Annotated in this window: 15 protein-coding genes; 7 read left to right on the top strand and 8 right to left on the bottom strand. The window is 63.3% G+C overall.

What is annotated here, in order from left to right:
• Positions 1 to 13: 13 nt before the first annotated feature.
• From IYY11_RS09080 to gyrB, 4 genes are all read right to left on the bottom strand, one after another.
• Complete coding sequence (locus tag IYY11_RS09080; protein ID WP_196403566.1) at positions 14 to 259, bottom strand: hypothetical protein; 246 nt, start codon at positions 257 to 259, stop codon at positions 14 to 16.
• A gap of 92 nt (positions 260 to 351) precedes the next feature.
• The gene (locus tag IYY11_RS09085; protein ID WP_196403567.1) at positions 352 to 654 is read right to left on the bottom strand and encodes a (2Fe-2S) ferredoxin domain-containing protein; all 303 of its coding nucleotides are present in this window, start codon (positions 652 to 654) and stop codon (positions 352 to 354) included.
• Entirely contained in the window at positions 651 to 1,916 is a 1,266-nt protein-coding gene (glyA, locus tag IYY11_RS09090) for a serine hydroxymethyltransferase (protein ID WP_196403673.1), read from the bottom strand. Before glyA ends, IYY11_RS09085 begins: the two co-directional genes overlap by 4 nt.
• A 302-nt stretch (positions 1,917 to 2,218) precedes the next feature.
• Positions 2,219 to 4,666 carry a DNA topoisomerase (ATP-hydrolyzing) subunit B gene (gene gyrB / locus IYY11_RS09095; RefSeq protein ID WP_196403568.1) on the bottom strand — a complete coding sequence of 816 codons (2,448 nt, stop codon included), beginning with the start codon at positions 4,664 to 4,666 and terminating at the stop codon, positions 2,219 to 2,221.
• 256 nt (positions 4,667 to 4,922) lie between these two features.
• On the opposite strand from gyrB, the gene IYY11_RS09100 reads away from it, so the two are divergent.
• A complete protein-coding gene (locus tag IYY11_RS09100) occupies positions 4,923 to 6,092 on the top strand; it encodes a zinc-dependent alcohol dehydrogenase (RefSeq protein ID WP_196403569.1) in 1,170 nt (389 codons plus the stop codon).
• A gap of 10 nt (positions 6,093 to 6,102) precedes the next feature.
• On the opposite strand, the gene IYY11_RS09105 is transcribed toward IYY11_RS09100, so the two are convergent.
• The 3 genes from IYY11_RS09105 to IYY11_RS09115 all read right to left on the bottom strand — a co-directional run bounded on the left by IYY11_RS09105 (position 6,103) and on the right by IYY11_RS09115 (position 8,185).
• Positions 6,103 to 6,366, bottom strand: a complete 264-nt coding sequence (locus tag IYY11_RS09105; protein WP_196403570.1) for a hypothetical protein — start codon at positions 6,364 to 6,366, stop codon at positions 6,103 to 6,105.
• Between the two features lie 147 nt (positions 6,367 to 6,513).
• Positions 6,514 to 7,653 carry a DNA replication/repair protein RecF gene (recF, locus tag IYY11_RS09110; RefSeq protein ID WP_196403571.1) on the bottom strand — a complete coding sequence of 380 codons (1,140 nt, stop codon included), beginning with the start codon at positions 7,651 to 7,653 and terminating at the stop codon, positions 6,514 to 6,516.
• Between the two features lie 43 nt (positions 7,654 to 7,696).
• Positions 7,697 to 8,185: a DUF3124 domain-containing protein gene (locus IYY11_RS09115; RefSeq protein WP_246719808.1), complete on the bottom strand. Its 489-nt coding sequence runs from the start codon at positions 8,183 to 8,185 to the stop codon at positions 7,697 to 7,699.
• Positions 8,186 to 8,675: 490 nt separating this feature from the next.
• On the opposite strand from IYY11_RS09115, the gene coaBC reads away from it, so the two are divergent.
• From coaBC to dnaA, 6 genes are all read left to right on the top strand, one after another.
• Positions 8,676 to 9,896, top strand: coding sequence for a bifunctional phosphopantothenoylcysteine decarboxylase/phosphopantothenate--cysteine ligase CoaBC (gene coaBC, locus IYY11_RS09120; RefSeq protein ID WP_246719809.1), 1,221 nt, complete (start codon positions 8,676 to 8,678; stop codon positions 9,894 to 9,896).
• Positions 9,893 to 10,354 carry a dUTP diphosphatase gene (gene dut / locus IYY11_RS09125; RefSeq protein WP_196403574.1) on the top strand — a complete coding sequence of 154 codons (462 nt, stop codon included), beginning with the start codon at positions 9,893 to 9,895 and terminating at the stop codon, positions 10,352 to 10,354. The genes coaBC and dut overlap by 4 nt, the downstream gene beginning before the upstream one ends.
• Positions 10,354 to 10,800 (top strand): Rrf2 family transcriptional regulator, encoded by a 447-nt coding sequence (locus IYY11_RS09130; protein WP_196403674.1) that lies wholly within the window; start codon positions 10,354 to 10,356, stop codon positions 10,798 to 10,800. Before dut ends, IYY11_RS09130 begins: the two co-directional genes overlap by 1 nt.
• A 43-nt stretch (positions 10,801 to 10,843) precedes the next feature.
• The gene (locus IYY11_RS09135) at positions 10,844 to 11,617 is read left to right on the top strand and encodes an enoyl-CoA hydratase (RefSeq protein WP_196403575.1); all 774 of its coding nucleotides are present in this window, start codon (positions 10,844 to 10,846) and stop codon (positions 11,615 to 11,617) included.
• A gap of 116 nt (positions 11,618 to 11,733) precedes the next feature.
• Positions 11,734 to 12,006 carry a 30S ribosomal protein S20 gene (rpsT, locus tag IYY11_RS09140; protein ID WP_026222925.1) on the top strand — a complete coding sequence of 91 codons (273 nt, stop codon included), beginning with the start codon at positions 11,734 to 11,736 and terminating at the stop codon, positions 12,004 to 12,006.
• A gap of 942 nt (positions 12,007 to 12,948) precedes the next feature.
• Positions 12,949 to 14,451, top strand: coding sequence for a chromosomal replication initiator protein DnaA (gene dnaA / locus IYY11_RS09145; RefSeq protein WP_196403576.1), 1,503 nt, complete (start codon positions 12,949 to 12,951; stop codon positions 14,449 to 14,451).
• A gap of 72 nt (positions 14,452 to 14,523) precedes the next feature.
• Here the strand turns inward: dnaA and IYY11_RS09150 are convergent.
• Positions 14,524 to 15,180: extracellular solute-binding protein (locus IYY11_RS09150; protein ID WP_196403577.1), on the bottom strand; the 657-nt coding region annotated here is incomplete at its 5' end.

A 15,180-nucleotide genomic window follows, 5' to 3' on the forward strand; every position in this document is an offset into this window, starting at 1 on the left:
GCCTGGCGCAGACTTAACGGAAATGTTCTTCGCGCAGCTTCGTGCTCTGAGTCGGGCCGAACTCACGGCGGCAGGCGGGGCTCAGTCGCGCTACATTTTCGCTCAGGCAGGATTCGATCTCATCGACGAAGGGAATGTCGGAGCTGCAGAATCTCAAGGCGTCGCCCATGCAGTCGGAGCGTTCCTGCGACGTGCCCTGAGCCCAGGCGGGGGTCGCGGCGAACGCCAGGAGAAGCAAGAACGGAATGAGCTTACGCATGTTGTTCCTTTCACGCCTACGGATTCTGTGATGCGCAAAACTTAGCGTAGAACCGCCCCCTAGAAAAGCGCAGTGAACTTGCAAAGCCTTTGTTAATCGTAACGTCGCGATGGCGCTGGGATTTGTTCGGCAAGGGCGGCGCGGGCGAGACGCAACAGGTCGTCGAGCGAGGGACTGGACAGGGCGTCGCCTGACGGTTCGAACCGCACGACGGGATCGCGCGTGCAGAGCCGCAGACAGTCGCGCGTCGCAATGGCGAGACGGCCGGAAGCCAGCTCCTGCGAAAAGTCTTGCGAAAAACACTGCTGCACAGACGCGAGCAGCGTGCGACCCTTGCCCTCCGCGTCGCAGCGCGGGCCGACGCAGACGAGGAGACGAACGGGGGGAGCGTTCACGGCGCTTCATAGATTGGGTGTTGCGCGCAGAGCGCCGCGACATCTTTGCGGACAGCTTCGATCAGCGCGTTATCGCTCGGGTTTTTCAGCACGCGATCGATCCATCCCGCGATCGCTTCGAATTCGGCGACGCCGAAGCCGCGCGTCGTGCCGGCGTTGCTCGAAAGGCGCAGCCCCGACGGCGCCTCGGGCGGACGCGGATCGAAGGGGATCATATTCTTGTTGACGGCGAGGCCGGCGCGCTCCAGCGCCTTGGCGGCGACATCGCCGGTGAGTTCGCGAGCAGCAAGATCGACGAGCATCAGGCCCATATCCGTGCCGCCCGTGACAATGCGCAGGCCGGCGTCTGCAAGAACGCGCGCCAGCGCCCGCGCATTGTCGATCACCGCGCGGTTATAGGCTGTAAATTCCGGCCGCAAGGCTTCGCCAAGGCATGCGGCCTTGCCGGCGACGCCATGCAGCAGCACCGAGCCTTGCACGCCGGGGAATATGCCGGCGTTGATCCGGCTGCTCAGGCCTTCGTCGTTCCACAGAACCATGCCGCCGCGCGCGCCGCGCAGCGATTTGTATGTCGTCGTCGTCACGACATGCGCATGGGGCAGGGGATCGGGATAGAGGCCGGTCGCGACAAGGCCGGCGAAATGCGCCATGTCGACGAGGAGATAGGCGCCGACCTCGTCGGCGATCGCGCGCATCGACGCGAAATCGATGGCGCGCGCATAGGCGGAGCCGCCGGCGATGATCATGCGCGGTCTTTCGCGCCGCGCGAGATCGCGCACCTCGTCGAGATCGATGCGTTCGGACTCGCGGCTGACGCCATAGGAGACGATTCTATAATCGCGTCCTGTCAGCGTCGCCGGATGGCCATGGCTGATATGGCCGCCGGCGGCGACATTCATCGACAGGATCACATCGCCGAGCTTCAGAAGGCCGAGAAAGACGCCGGCGTTGGCGTTGGAGCCCGAATGCGGCTGCACATTGGCGAAGCGACAGTTGAAGAGTTTCTTTGCGCGCTCAACGGCGAGCGCCTCGATGGCGTCGGCGAACCGCGCGCCGCCGTAATAGCGCGCAAAGGGCAGGCCCTCGACGGTCTTGTTGGTGAGGATCGAGCCCTGCGCTTCGAGCACGAGCCGCGAGACGATATTTTCGGAAGCGATCAGTTCGATGCCGTCCTGCTGGCGCCGCAACTCGCCGGCGATGGCCGAGGCGAGCTCGGGATCAGCGGAGAGGCCGAGGTCTAAGTATGGACTATGCGCCGTCATCATTACTCAGTTTTGTGGCGCCGACACTTCTCTCGATCAATCCAAATACGAAGTCATCGTCGTGCGCGTAGTGTCAAACGCGAACTCCTCGTACAACGATGGGTTCGCCCGCAGGTGAATTGGAACAGACAGTGCATATTTCACTTATGCCGCGTTTGCCTAAGCAGTCCTCATGCTGAGGAGGCGCCTGAAAGGCGCCGTCTCGAAGCACGAGGGCTGCGCTGACACTCGTTGGTTTCTGGAGGCGGCCTCGTCCTTCGAGACGCGCGCATTGCGCGCTCCTCAGGATGAGGGCCTTTGGCTCACACATCCAAATTGGCGACGTTCAGCGCGTTCTCCTGAATGAATTCGCGCCTCGGCTCCACGACATCGCCCATCAGCTTGACGAAAATGTCGTCCGCCTCCACGGCTTCCTTCACCTTCACCTGCAGGAGCGAACGCGCGTCGCGGTCGAGAGTCGTCTCCCAGAGCTGTTCGGCGTTCATTTCGCCGAGACCCTTGTAGCGCTGGATCATCAGGCCCTTGCGGCCGATCGAGTTCATCGCTTCATAAAGCGCCAGCGGACCGGAGAGCGGGGCCTCGTCGCCGCGTCGGATCAGAGTCGCCGGCGCGGCGAAGATTTCGCGCAGGCTCTCGGCGCGCTCATGGAGCTTGCGCGCCTCGCTGGAATTTAACAGCGAAGCGTCGAGCGTCACCGCATGGGTCACGCCGCGCAGCGTGCGCTTGAAGACATATTCGAGACTTTGGCCGCCGTCGCGCACCTCGCCCGTCCAGCCGCGTTCGGTCTCCTCCGATATCGCATCGAGGCGCCGCGAGATGTCGTCGGCGTAGCGCTTCGCGTCCGCTGCATCCGTCAGCGGCGTCAGATCGCCGGCCATCGCCGCCTGTTCGATGACGGCGCGGTCATAGCGTGAATGCAGGCTCAGCATCACGTTGCGGAACGCGCGCGTATCTTCGAGCGTTTGGCGCAGGTCGGCGCCGGCGCGATCCTCTGTGCCGGTGCGCAGCACGGCGCCGTCGAGCAGACTTTCGATCAGATAATCTTCAAGCGCGCGTTCGTCTTTCAGATATTGCGTCGACTTGCCGCGCATCACCTTATAGAGCGGCGCCTGGGCGATGAAGATATGCCCGCGATCGATCAGCTCCGGCATCTGCCGATAGAAGAAGGTCAGGATCAGCGTGCGGATATGGGCGCCGTCGACGTCGGCGTCGGTCATGATAATGACCTTGTGATAGCGCAGCTTATCGGCGTTGAACTCGTCGCGGCCGATGCCCGTGCCGAGCGCAGTGATCAGCGTGCCGATCTGTTCGGACGACAGCATCTTGTCGAAACGCGCGCGCTCGACATTGAGGATCTTGCCGCGCAGCGGCAGCACCGCCTGGAATTCGCGATTACGGCCCTGCTTGGCCGTGCCGCCGGCGGAGTCGCCCTCGACGATGAAGAGTTCGGCCTTGGCCGGATCGCGTTCCTGGCAATCGGCAAGCTTGCCTGGAAGATTGGCGACGTCGAGCGCGCCCTTGCGGCGCGTCAGCTCGCGCGCCTTGCGCGCCGCTTCGCGCGCAGCGGCCGCTTCGCACACTTTGGAAACGATGGTCTTGGCTTCGGCCGGATGCTCCTCCAGCCACTGGCCGAGCAATTCATTGACGATATTCTCGACGGCCGGACGCACTTCCGAGGAGACGAGCTTGTCCTTCGTCTGCGATGAGAATTTCGGGTCCGGCACTTTCACCGAGAGAACGCAGGTCAGTCCTTCGCGGCAGTCATCGCCGGTGAGATCGACTTTCTCGCGCTTGGCGGCGCCGGAGGATTCGGCGTAGCTGGTGATCTGGCGCGTCAGCCCGCCGCGAAATCCAGCGAGATGCGCGCCGCCGTCACGCTGCGGAATGTTGTTGGTGAAGGCCAGCACATTTTCGTGATAGCTGTCGTTCCACCACAGCGCGACTTCGACGTTGATCTGGTCCCGCTGGCCGTGAATGAGGATCGGCGCCGAGACAAGCGGCGTCTTCGCGCGGTCGAGATAGCGCACGAAAGCTTCAAGCCCTCCCTCGTAATAAAGCTCGTCGCGCTTGACCTCTGCGTGTCGCGCGTCGGTCAAAACGATGCGCACGCCGGAATTCAAAAAAGCGAGTTCGCGAAGCCGATGCTCGATCGTCGCAAGGTCGAACTCGGTCATCGTGAAGGTCGCGGAGGACGGCAGAAACGTCACTTCGGTGCCGCGCTTGGGCGCGCCGTCGACGACTGGCGCGTCGCCCACGACGACGAGCGGCGCGACCGCGTCGCCGTTGGCGAACTCGATTGCGTGTTCTTTGCCGTCGCGCCAGACGCGCAGCTTCAGCCAGACGGAGAGGGCGTTGACCACGGAGACGCCGACGCCGTGCAGGCCGCCGGAAACCTTGTAGGAGTTCTGGTCGAACTTTCCGCCGGCGTGCAGCTGCGTCATGATCACTTCGGCCGCCGAGACGCCTTCCTCGTGATGGATGTCGGTCGGAATGCCGCGGCCATTATCGAAGACCGTACACGAGCCGTCTGCGTTGAGCGTCACGTCGACATGTGTGGCATGGCCGGCGAGCGCCTCGTCGATAGCGTTGTCGACCACCTCGTAGACCATGTGGTGGAGGCCGGTGCCATCGTCCGTGTCGCCGATATACATGCCGGGACGCTTACGCACGGCGTCGAGGCCACGCAGCACCCTGATGGACCCTGCGCCATATTCCGTCGGGTCGTCGTTCCGATTGTCGCTATCGCTCATATTTTTTGGGGGTTTCCGTGCTCTTGAGAGGCGATGATTCGAACAGTCGACCTTACCTCAAATGGCTGCGTCAATGCACGGAAATAGTTGACGATTGGGCGCTTTTGCCAGGGAACGCGCCCCCATGTCGGGCGCCCCCGCCGACCTTCGGGCCGAGCTGGAACCATTCGCTGCGGCCGCTAGTTCACAGGCGGGGCGACGCGCTCGCGTTTCGGACTGGCTAAGTTCGCGGGCCGCCAAGAGAAAGTCTCTTTCCATGAAAGCGCTTACCTTCCACGGCAAAAGCGACATTCGCTGCGAGAGCGTTCCCGATCCCAAAATCGAAGACCCGCGCGACGCCATCATCAAGGTCACCGCCTGCGCGATCTGCGGCTCCGATTTGCATATTTTCGACGGCGTCGTTCCTGAGATGCACAGTGGAGACGTGCTCGGGCACGAAACCATGGGCGAGGTGGTTGAGGTCGGGTCGGAAACGAAAAAACTGAAGGTCGGCGACAGGGTGGTCGTTCCCTTCACGATCTCCTGCGGTGAATGTTTCTTCTGTCAGCGCGGCTATTTTTCCGCCTGCGAGCGCACCAACCGCGACCAAACCAAAGCAGAAAAGCTCTGGGGGCACTCTCCGGCGGGTCTTTTCGGCTACTCGCATCTCCTGGGCGGTTACGCTGGCGGCCAGGCGGAATATCTGCGCGTGCCGCACGCCGATGTCGGCCCCATCAAGGTCCCCTCTCAGCTTCGGGACGACCAGGTGCTGTTTTTGTCGGACATTTTTCCGACGGGTTATATGGCGGCCGAATTCTGCGACATTAAGCCCGGCGACGTCATCGCGATCTGGGGGTGCGGCCCGGTCGGGCAATTTGCCATCCGCAGCGCGTTCCTGCTTGGCGCCGAACGCGTCATCGCGATCGACAAGGTGCCTGAGCGGCTCAGCCTCGCCAAAGCGGCCGGGGCGGAGACGCTCGACTATAGTAAGGTTGATGTTTACGACGCGATCCAGAGCCTGACGAAGGGCCGCGGCGCCGACGCCTGCATTGACGCGGTCGGAACCGAACCCGACCCGACCGCGAGCATCGACTCGATGATCGACCGCGCCAAGGTCGCGACGTTTCTTGGGACCGATCAGCCGCATGTGCTGCGCCAGGCGATTCATTGCTGCCGCAATTTCGGAACGGTGTCGATCGTCGGCGTTTACGCTGGATTTCTCGACAAAGTGCCGCTGGGATCGGCGATGAATCGCGGCCTCACCTTCCGCATGGCGCAGACTCCCGTTCAGCGCTATTTGCCGAGGTTGCTTGAACGTATCGAGTCCGGGGAAATCGATCCGTCCTTCGTCGTCACGCACCGCGGATCGCTCGAGGACGGGCCTGAACTCTACAAGACTTTTCGCGACCGGAAGGACGGCTGCGTGAAAGTCGTGCTTACTCCCTGATAGCTAAGCGCTAGTCCCCGGATACGTTCGGAGGATCGCGGTCGCGGACCTTCGCGCGGCGGCGGAGAATGCCCCGCGTCACCACGTCGACGCGCAAGGCGAAGAGCAGGGCGACGAGCAGGAATGTGGCGCCGATGAACCAGGCCGCGAATCCGGCAAGAGCGCCGACAGCCAGCCAGACCGCACAGAGGGCCAATCCGAGTATCGCCAGTCCGGTAGTCATTCTGCCCGATAGTGGTTGTCCGTTGGGGAAACAGGAGACCGCCGCTGTCACGTTCTGCACGCCATGAGGCTTACTCCAATTTTTTCAATTTCGACGCGAAATCTCGCGAAATCCCCTCTTCTTTCGTTCATATTCGCGTAATACGAGTAAGTCGCTCATCGATAAATCTCAAGTTGTAGCCTGCCGAGCGGCGCACCCTCAGACATGGGTGGCGCATCCGGGCGTGACAAGCATAGGCTCGGCCGACAATCGCAGGGGCGCAAATAAGGCGGGGTCGGCGCCGGTCATCCAGACCTGGCCACCAAGCGCCTGTAGTTCCTCGTAGAGAGCCTCCCGGCGCTTCACGTCGAAATGCGCGGCGATCTCATCGAGAAGAAGAATTGGCGCATGTCCGGTCATGGCGCCGATCAGCTTCGCATGCGCCAGAGTCAGCCCCGTCAACAGGGCTTTCTGCTCGCCGGTCGAACAGGCCCGAGCCGCCTCGTTCTTCGGACCGTGGCGCACGGCGAGATCGCTCGCCTGTGGACCAATTAATGTTCGTCCAGCGGCGGCGTCACGGCGGCGCGACGCGGCGAGTTCGCCGCGGTACCATTCCTCCACCGCGAGCGCTGGCTCGAGCGCCAGCCGCCGCTCCAGCTCGCCCTCGATCGTCACCTCCGCCCAAGGGAAGGGCGAGGCGTCGTCGCGGCCTGCGGCGATCAGCGCGACGAGCCGCGCAACAGTCTCGCGTCTTGCCGCGGCCACGGCGACGCCGAGCGCGGCGATCTCCTGCTCAGCGGCGTCGAGCCAGCGCCGGTCCGCGACGCCTTCTTCGAGAAGCCGGTTTCGGTTACGCAGCGCTCGCTCCAGCCTGTTGGCGCGCGCGCCGTGCTCGGCGTCGACGCCGAGCGCTAGCCGATCCAGAAAGCGCCGTCGTTCGCCGGCTGCACCGGAAAAAAGTCCATCCATCGCCGGCGTGAGCCAGAGCACACGCACATGATCGGCGAAGGCCCGCGCTGAGCTCACAGGCATGCGATCAACGCGAAAAAGCCGCTCGCTTGAGGGCGTCAGACCATGGCCGAGCTGCGTCGTCACGCCGTCGACTTCAACTTCGATCGAGACGGCGAAGCCGCCGGCGCCGCCCCGCCTCGCGCATTCGGCGAGTTCCGCGCGGCGCAGGCCGCGGCCGGGCGAGAACAGCGACAGCGCTTCGAGCAGATTGGTCTTGCCCGCGCCATTCTCCCCAAAGAGCGCAATCATCGTCGACTCGAACCGGCAATCGAGCGCCGCATAGGAGCGGAAGTCGCTGAGCGTCAGGCGGCGCACGCGCGGCGCGCTCTTAGGCGTAAGGGTCATCATGACGCCGTCGCGTCGAAGCGGCGCGGCGCCTGCGCGTGAGCGATCATTGCGCGCGGGAAACGCGGCGTCCTGGCGAGAGGATGGCGTAGCTGTGTGGTCCGGTGTAGGAGGTCATGACGGCTTCGATCAAGGGTTCGTCCGACCCTTCCGACATTGACCAATCGACCGTGAAACTGGCGCCCGTGCCGCCGCGAACGTCGTCTTGCGCGATGATGACCTGCAATGAGGCGTAAGGCTTCAGATAGATGGGCTCATTCAGGTAGCTTTCGATCAGTTGACCCGAGCCGCTGCGATATTCGATCTTTTCGATCGCGAGAATATTCGTCGCCGAGGCGTTGTGTATGGAGAGCGCGCCGGAGAAGTTTAGCCGCGTCACGCCGCCTTGCCCGATGAGCGTCGAATGCAGCGGAATGAGCGTGCGCCCGCGGAGGCCGAGTTTCTCCGCCGGCGCAGATGTCGTGGCGTCGGGGCTGACGATGACCGGCTGAGCCGACGGCGACCGCGCCGCGCACTCCGTGACGAAGGCGCTCATGACCAGAGCGAGCGCAAGAACACGCGGGGCAAGAACACGCGGGGCAAGAACACGGGCAAGGCTAAGCGGCATTGCGCATACCTTTTCCTTTCGACTCGACATATGCGGCGCCGGCGCACACTAGCATCGCGCTGCGAAAGGTCTAATCGAATGTCATTCGCCGTGGAGGCCGACGGTTGGGCATGCGCCACGCGGCGTCGCCATCGCTGAAGCCAGACGCGTTTTCGGTGATCCCGGAGGCTGCCAAGCCACGCTTCAACTGGGAGAGACCGTGCTTGACGGCTTGGGTCTGCCGGAAAGCGTCGCGCGCGACCTTGTCGCGGAGCGACGGTTGATCGCGCAAGCATCCGCCGCGAGCAAAAGCTCTCCCGATCGGATGAGCGAAGTCGTTTGGCCTTGCGCATAAAATCTGTATTCTCCGCTTGCGGCGATCGGAGTTTTTTCAGTGGCGGGCGTGGGTTGTGCGCGGAGCCTTGAGGCTAAGCGCGTCTTGCTGATCGTCGGCGGGGGAATCGCCGCGTATAAATCGCTGGATCTCGTGCGGCGCCTGCGCGCGCGCGGCGCGCGGGTGCGCGTCGTCATGACGGCGGCGGCGAAGGAGTTCGTGACGCCGCTCGCCTTCGTCAGCCTCGCGAACGAAAAAGTCTACGACGATCTCTTCTCCGCAACCGACGAGCAAGAGATGGGCCATATCCAGCTGTCACGGGACGCCGACCTTCTCGTCGTCGCTCCCGCGACGGCGCATATTCTTGCGCGCGCCGCGCGCGGTCTCTGCGACGATCTTGCGACCACGCTGCTGCTCGCAACCGACAAGCGCGTGCTTTATGCGCCGGCGATGAATGTACGCATGTGGCTTCACCCGGCGACGCAGCGTAACGTCTCGACGCTGCATGGCGACGGCGCCTGGTTTGTCGGGCCAAACGTCGGCGACATGGCCTGCGGCGAATATGGACCCGGGCGCATGAGCGAGCCGCTGGAGATCGTCCAAGCGATCGAGACGGCGCTGAAGCAAGACACTCTGTTGCCCGCGCCCGAAGGATTATCGATTCGCGGCGGCGCGCTCGAAGGGCTGCATGTCGTCGTCACCTCCGGCCCCACGCATGAGCCGATTGATCCGGTTCGCTACATCGCCAATCGCTCGTCGGGACGGCAAGGGCACGCCATTGCGGCGGCGGCGGCGCGCGCAGGAGCGCGCGTGACGGTGATCTCGGGGCCGGTCGCCCTCCCGGACCCCCCCGGCTGCGAGACCACACATATAGAGAGCGCGCGAGACATGCTGGCGGCCGTGAACGCCGCGCTTCCGGCGGATATATTCGTCGCCGCAGCGGCGGTCGCCGATTGGCGCGCGGAGCCGGCGGTCGACAAAATCAAGAAGGGCGAGCGCGGCGCGCCGAGTCTGTCGCTTGTCGAAAATCCCGACATTCTTGCGAGCGTCTCACGCGGACCGAACCGCCCTCGCTTGGTCGTCGGCTTTGCTGCGGAAACCCGCGACCTTATCCGCCACGCGCAGGAAAAGCTCGCCCGAAAAGGATGTGATCTCATTGTCGCCAACGACGTCAGCGAGGGAACCGGCGTTTTTGGCGGGGCCATGAACCAGGCCCATCTCGTCTCGCGAGCGGGCGTCGAAGATTGGCCGCGTCTTCGCAAGGAAGACGTCGCGGAGCGGCTCGTGGCGCGCCTTGCGCAGTTGATCGGCGGCCAAATGTCATGAAAGTCGCGATCCGCCGACTGCCGAACGCCGAAGGTCTGCCGTCCCCGGCTTACGCCAGCGAAGGCGCAGCGGGGCTTGATCTCCACGCCGCGCTGGCGCCGGGGCAAAAGCTGGTGCTGGAGCCTGGCGCCCGCGATCTCATCCCCACAGGGCTCTCGATCGCGTTGCCTCGGGGCTATGAGGGACAGGTTCGCCCGCGATCGGGCCTCGCCGCGGAGCACGGAGTCACCGTGCTCAACGCGCCGGGCACCATCGACAGCGACTATCGCGGCGAGATCAAGACGCTGCTGATCAATCTCGGGGGGCTGCCCTTTGAGATCGTTCGCGGCATGCGCATCGCGCAGCTCGTGATCGCGCCGGCAGCGCATGTGACGCTTGAGGAGGTCGATGATCTCGACGCAACGACGCGCGGCGCCGGCGGCTTCGGGTCGACGGGAGTGAGCGGAGAAGGCGCGTGATGAAGCTTCTGCCGCGCACCGCTCGCTTCGCGCTCATGGCGACGCTCGACGTGGCGCTTCATGCACGGGGCCGGCCGGTGTCGTCAAAGCAGCTCGCCGCGCGTCACGATCTGCCGCCGCGACGATTGGAGACGGTCCTGCAGGCCTTGGTGAGAGCGGGGATTCTCAAAAGCGTCAGAGGGCCAGCAGGAGGCTATGCTCTGGCGCGCGAGAGGCGTCGTCTTTCAGTCGGCGAGATCGTTCGCGTCGCCTTGCGGGCAGAAGAGGAAGAGGCGCCGGACGTGGCGCCGCCGCTGCTCTCGGCGGTGCTGGAGCCGATCATCGCCGAAGCCGAAGAGAGCGCGCTCCGGCGATTGGACGACGTGACGCTCGACGATCTGCACGCCCGCGCGGTCGCGCTCGGCTTTGGAGAAAGGCCGGACGCGAGCGGCGCTTTTGAGATATGAAGCGCGCGAGCCGGCAAAGTTGCCGGATGGGCGAGGAGGCCGCATGACTTATGAAACGATCGCAGTCGAGACGCAGGGCAGAGTCGGGCTGATCCGTCTCAACCGGCCTGAAGCGCTCAACGCGCTGAATGCGCAGCTCATCGCCGAGCTCGACGACGCCCTCGCAGCGTTTGAATCAAACGAGGGCGTCGGCTGCGTCGTTCTCACCGGCTCCGAGAAAGCCTTCGCCGCTGGCGCGGACATCAAGGAGATGCGCGACAAGGGCTTCGTTGACGCCTTTCTCGACGATTTCATCGGCCGATGGGACGTCGTGGCTCGGGCCCGCAAGCCCATCATCGCCGCCGTCTCGGGGTTCGCGCTGGGAGGCGGCTGCGAAATCGCGATGATGTGCGACTTCATTCTCGCGGCGGACACGGCGGTATTCGGCCAGCCGGAAATCAAGCTTGGCGTGATTCCCGGCGCCGGCGGCACGCAGCGGTTGACCCGCGCCGTCGGCAAGGCCAAGGCGATGGATCTCATATTGACGGGTCGCATGATGGGCGCCGAGGAGGCCGAGCGCGCCGGCCTCGTCGCGCGGATTGTCCCGGCCGCCGATCTTCTCGCCGAGGCGACCAAGACGGCGGCGACGATCGCGTCGATGTCGCTTCCTGCCGTGCTCATGGCCAAGGAGGCGGTCAACCGCGCTTTTGAGTCGACGCTCGCGGAGGGAATCCGGTACGAGCGAGGGCTTTTCTATTCACTTTTCGCCACGGGCGATCAAAAGGAAGGCATGAGCGCCTTCGTCGAAAAGCGGAAGCCGGCCTTCGCTAATCGATAAGCCGCCATTGACGAACGGCGGCCGCCGCGCTTATAAACCACGCCACTTGGCCGCGATTTCGCGGCCGCTTGGTTTTTAGGCGGCGCATCGCCGTCACTTTCGAGGACACGCAAAGCATGGCCAATACGAGTTCGGCCAAGAAAGCCGTTCGCCAGATCGCCCGCCGCACTTCGGTCAATCGGGCGCGTCGCAGCCGCATGCGCACTTTTGTGCGCAAGGTCGAGGAGGCGATCGCGTCGGGCGACGCCTCGGTGGCGGCGGACGCGCTGCAAAACGCCGTGCCGATCGTCATGCGCGCTGCGCAGCGCGGCGTCATTCACAAGAACACGGCCTCGCGAAAGGTTTCGCGATTGACCGCGCGAGTGAAGGCGCTGGCCGCACAGGCGTAGAAGTTTCGCTGCGCATAGCGTGAACGCAACATTCTAGGAGCCCGGCGAGAGCCGGGCTTTTTTATTGCGCAGGAAGGCGACGGCAATTCGTCGCATGAAACGAAGATGACACGGTCAGGAATTTTTTTTTCAGCAATAATGCGTGATCATTCAAAATTCTCCCGATTCAATCTCTTGCAATCAAGCTGTCACGAACGGGAAAAAGCTCGGGCACTTGACACTATTCTTGGCGCTTGTCGGGAGCGCCGCCAGCGCGCGGCGGTCGCCCCGACGCGCATGTCACGCGCGGAATTTTAAAGGCGGCGAATCATCGGCTTATCGCCGAATATGAAGAAAGCTCGCGATGCGGCGCGACAAAAGCCCAATCATTATGACAGATTTAATCGCGAGCGTCGTTGCGCGTGATGGCGCTGACGTGTAGCTTCAATGTGTCGAACGAAAGGCGGTCGGCGTCGGTTTTTCATGGGCGCGCAATAGTAAGGGGAACGACCTGCGTTCCCTAGCGCGGATGGGCCCACAGAGCGAGACGCATTGCCGCCTTCCAGCCGTTCGGCTTGAAAACTCAAGTGATCAGTTCGCAAGGGCGTAGAGTAGATTCCGTTTCCTGCGACGCGCATCAATCCGGGATTCTCGCTGATCCCGGACGAGGGGAGGCTTTGCCATGGCGAAGGGGCGGTTGGCCGAGACAGTCCAAGGAGCGCGCAGCGTCAACGATCGCATCAACATGCGGTCGTTCGCGACGCATTGCGGCGTCTGTTTCATGCAGGAGGCCAACGTCGGCGGATGCGCGCGGCTCGCAATTGGGCCGCCTACAAGAGTGCTGATTTAGCGCCGTTCGCGGCGGCAATTACTCGATCCAACTAGGTTCCTTTCGATCAGCGCCAGCGGCGAGATTCGCCGAGGGCTCCCTTTCTGGCGCTCGTTTCGGAAAAAAGGTCTGATATGTCCGATCATAGAGAACAATTGGCAGACGACGGAGTAACCGCTGAAGATCGCTCGAAATGGGACCGAGTCCGACACAGGCTGAGGAGCGACCTCGGCGACGCGGTTTACAATTCCTGGTTCACGCGATTGGAACTCGAGCGCATCGACGGCGGCGCAGTGCATCTCACGGTGCCCACCAAATTTTTGAAAAGCTGGGTGCAGTCGCACTATGCGCCGCGCATCAAGGCGCGCGTGGCGAGCGAATTCTCAAAAGTAGAGCGAGTCCTCATCGACGTGCGTTCGCCGATGCGCAAGACGCGCTCGCGTGAAGACGGCGCAGATCAGGTCGAGTCCAGCGCGCCGCACTGCGTCGCGCGCGCCGTCGCGACATTCGCGCCGGCCCTCGAAGCGGCCAGCGAAGGCAATGCGCGCCGCGCCGCTCGCCCGATGACCTTGCGTCACGACGCCGACGCATTCGTCGGCTCGCCGCTCGATCGTCGGCTGTCCTTCTCGACCTTTCTCGTCGGGCCCTCGAACCAGCTGGCCTACGCGGCCGCCTGCCGCGTCGCGGAGGCGCGCGCCGGCGATCTTCCGATGTTCAATCCGCTCTACGCCCATGCGGCGGTCGGGCTCGGCAAGACGCATCTTCTGCAAGCGCTTGCGCATGCGTCGAACGACAACCGCCGCCATACGATTTATCTGACGGCTGAACGCTTTATGAGCGGCTTTGTCTCTTCGCTGACCACGCATACGTCGCTAGCGTTCAAGGAGAAGCTGCGCGGCATCGACGTGCTGATCATCGACGACGTTCAGTTTCTCCAAGGCAAATCAATCCAGCAGGAGTTCTGCCACACGCTGAATGCGCTGATTGACGCCGGCCGTCAGGTCGTCGTCGCCGCCGACCGGCCGCCGTCGGAACTCGACACGCTCGACGAGCGCGTGCTGTCGCGATTCAAGGGCGGGCTTTGCGTGGACATCGGCCCGCTGGACGAGTCCTTGCGCGTCAAGATCCTCGCCGCGCGTATTGCATCGGCGAAGGAGTCGCAATCCAGTTTCCACGTGCCGCCGGAGGTCATCTCCTATGTCGCGCACACGATCGCCACCAACGGCCGTGATCTCGAGGGCGCCGTCAACCGGCTTCTCGCCCACGCGACGCTGACCGGGGCGCCGTTGACCGTCGAGACCGCGGAAACGGCCATTCGCGATCTCGTGCGCACACAGGATCCCAAACGCGTCAAGATCGACGATATCCAGAAGCTTGTGGCGAGCCACTACAATATTTCACGCTCCGACATTCTGTCGTCTCGGCGCACCGCCAATGTGGTGCGGCCTCGGCAGATCGCCATGTATCTGTCCAAAGTGCTGACGCTGCGCTCGTTGCCGGAGATTGGCCGCAGATTCGGCGGCCGCGATCACACAACCGTGCTGCACGCGGTGCGGAAAATCGAGGAACTCGCCTCCAAGGACAAAGGGCTGGCCGAAGTCATCGAACTTCTGAAGCGCATCTTGAGCGAGCAGTAGACTGCGGCGCTGGCTCGGTTCACGCGTAACGCGTGGCGCGATCCGTCGGGCGCAAGTCGGCGCAAGATCTTTTCATCGGCCGGTCTTCACCGTCGTCCACATTCGGGTGATCAGTTTCTGAACCGTCTGATCGGGCGCCGTGACGGTAAACAGGCGTCGCATCGTGAGGTCGTTTGGATAGACCGACGGATCATTGGCGACCGCCTTATCGATCAGCGGTCGCGACGGCGCGACGCCATTGGCGAAATTGGTGGCGATTGAATTGCGCGCGGCGATGTCGGGTCGAAGCAGATAATCGATAAAGAGATAGGCTTCGTCGAGATGGCGCGCATCCTTTGGAATCGCGAGATTGTCCAGCGACAGGAGCGAACCCTCGGCCGGTATCGCGTAAGCGATATCAACGTCGGTTCCGGCTTCGCGGGCGCGATTGCGCGCTTGCAGGCTGTCGCCCGACCAACCGATGGCGACGCAAATGTCGCCGTTCGCCAGCGCATTGATATATTCGGAGGAATGAAATTTCTTCACATAGCGGCGCAGATTTCCTAAGAGGCCGGCGGCGCGTGCAAGATCCTTCGGATTTTTCGAATTGGGATCGAGCTTCAGGTAGTTGAGCGCGATCGCGAACATGTCCTCCGGACTGTCGAGCATGTAGACGCCGCAGTCGGCGAGCTTCTTTAAATTTTCCGGCCGCAGGACCTGATCCCAGCTCGTTATCGGCTTGCCAAGCCG

This window comes from Methylocystis sp. H62, from assembly GCF_015709515.1.
In the GTDB taxonomy this organism is placed as follows: Bacteria; Pseudomonadota; Alphaproteobacteria; order Rhizobiales; family Beijerinckiaceae; genus Methylocystis.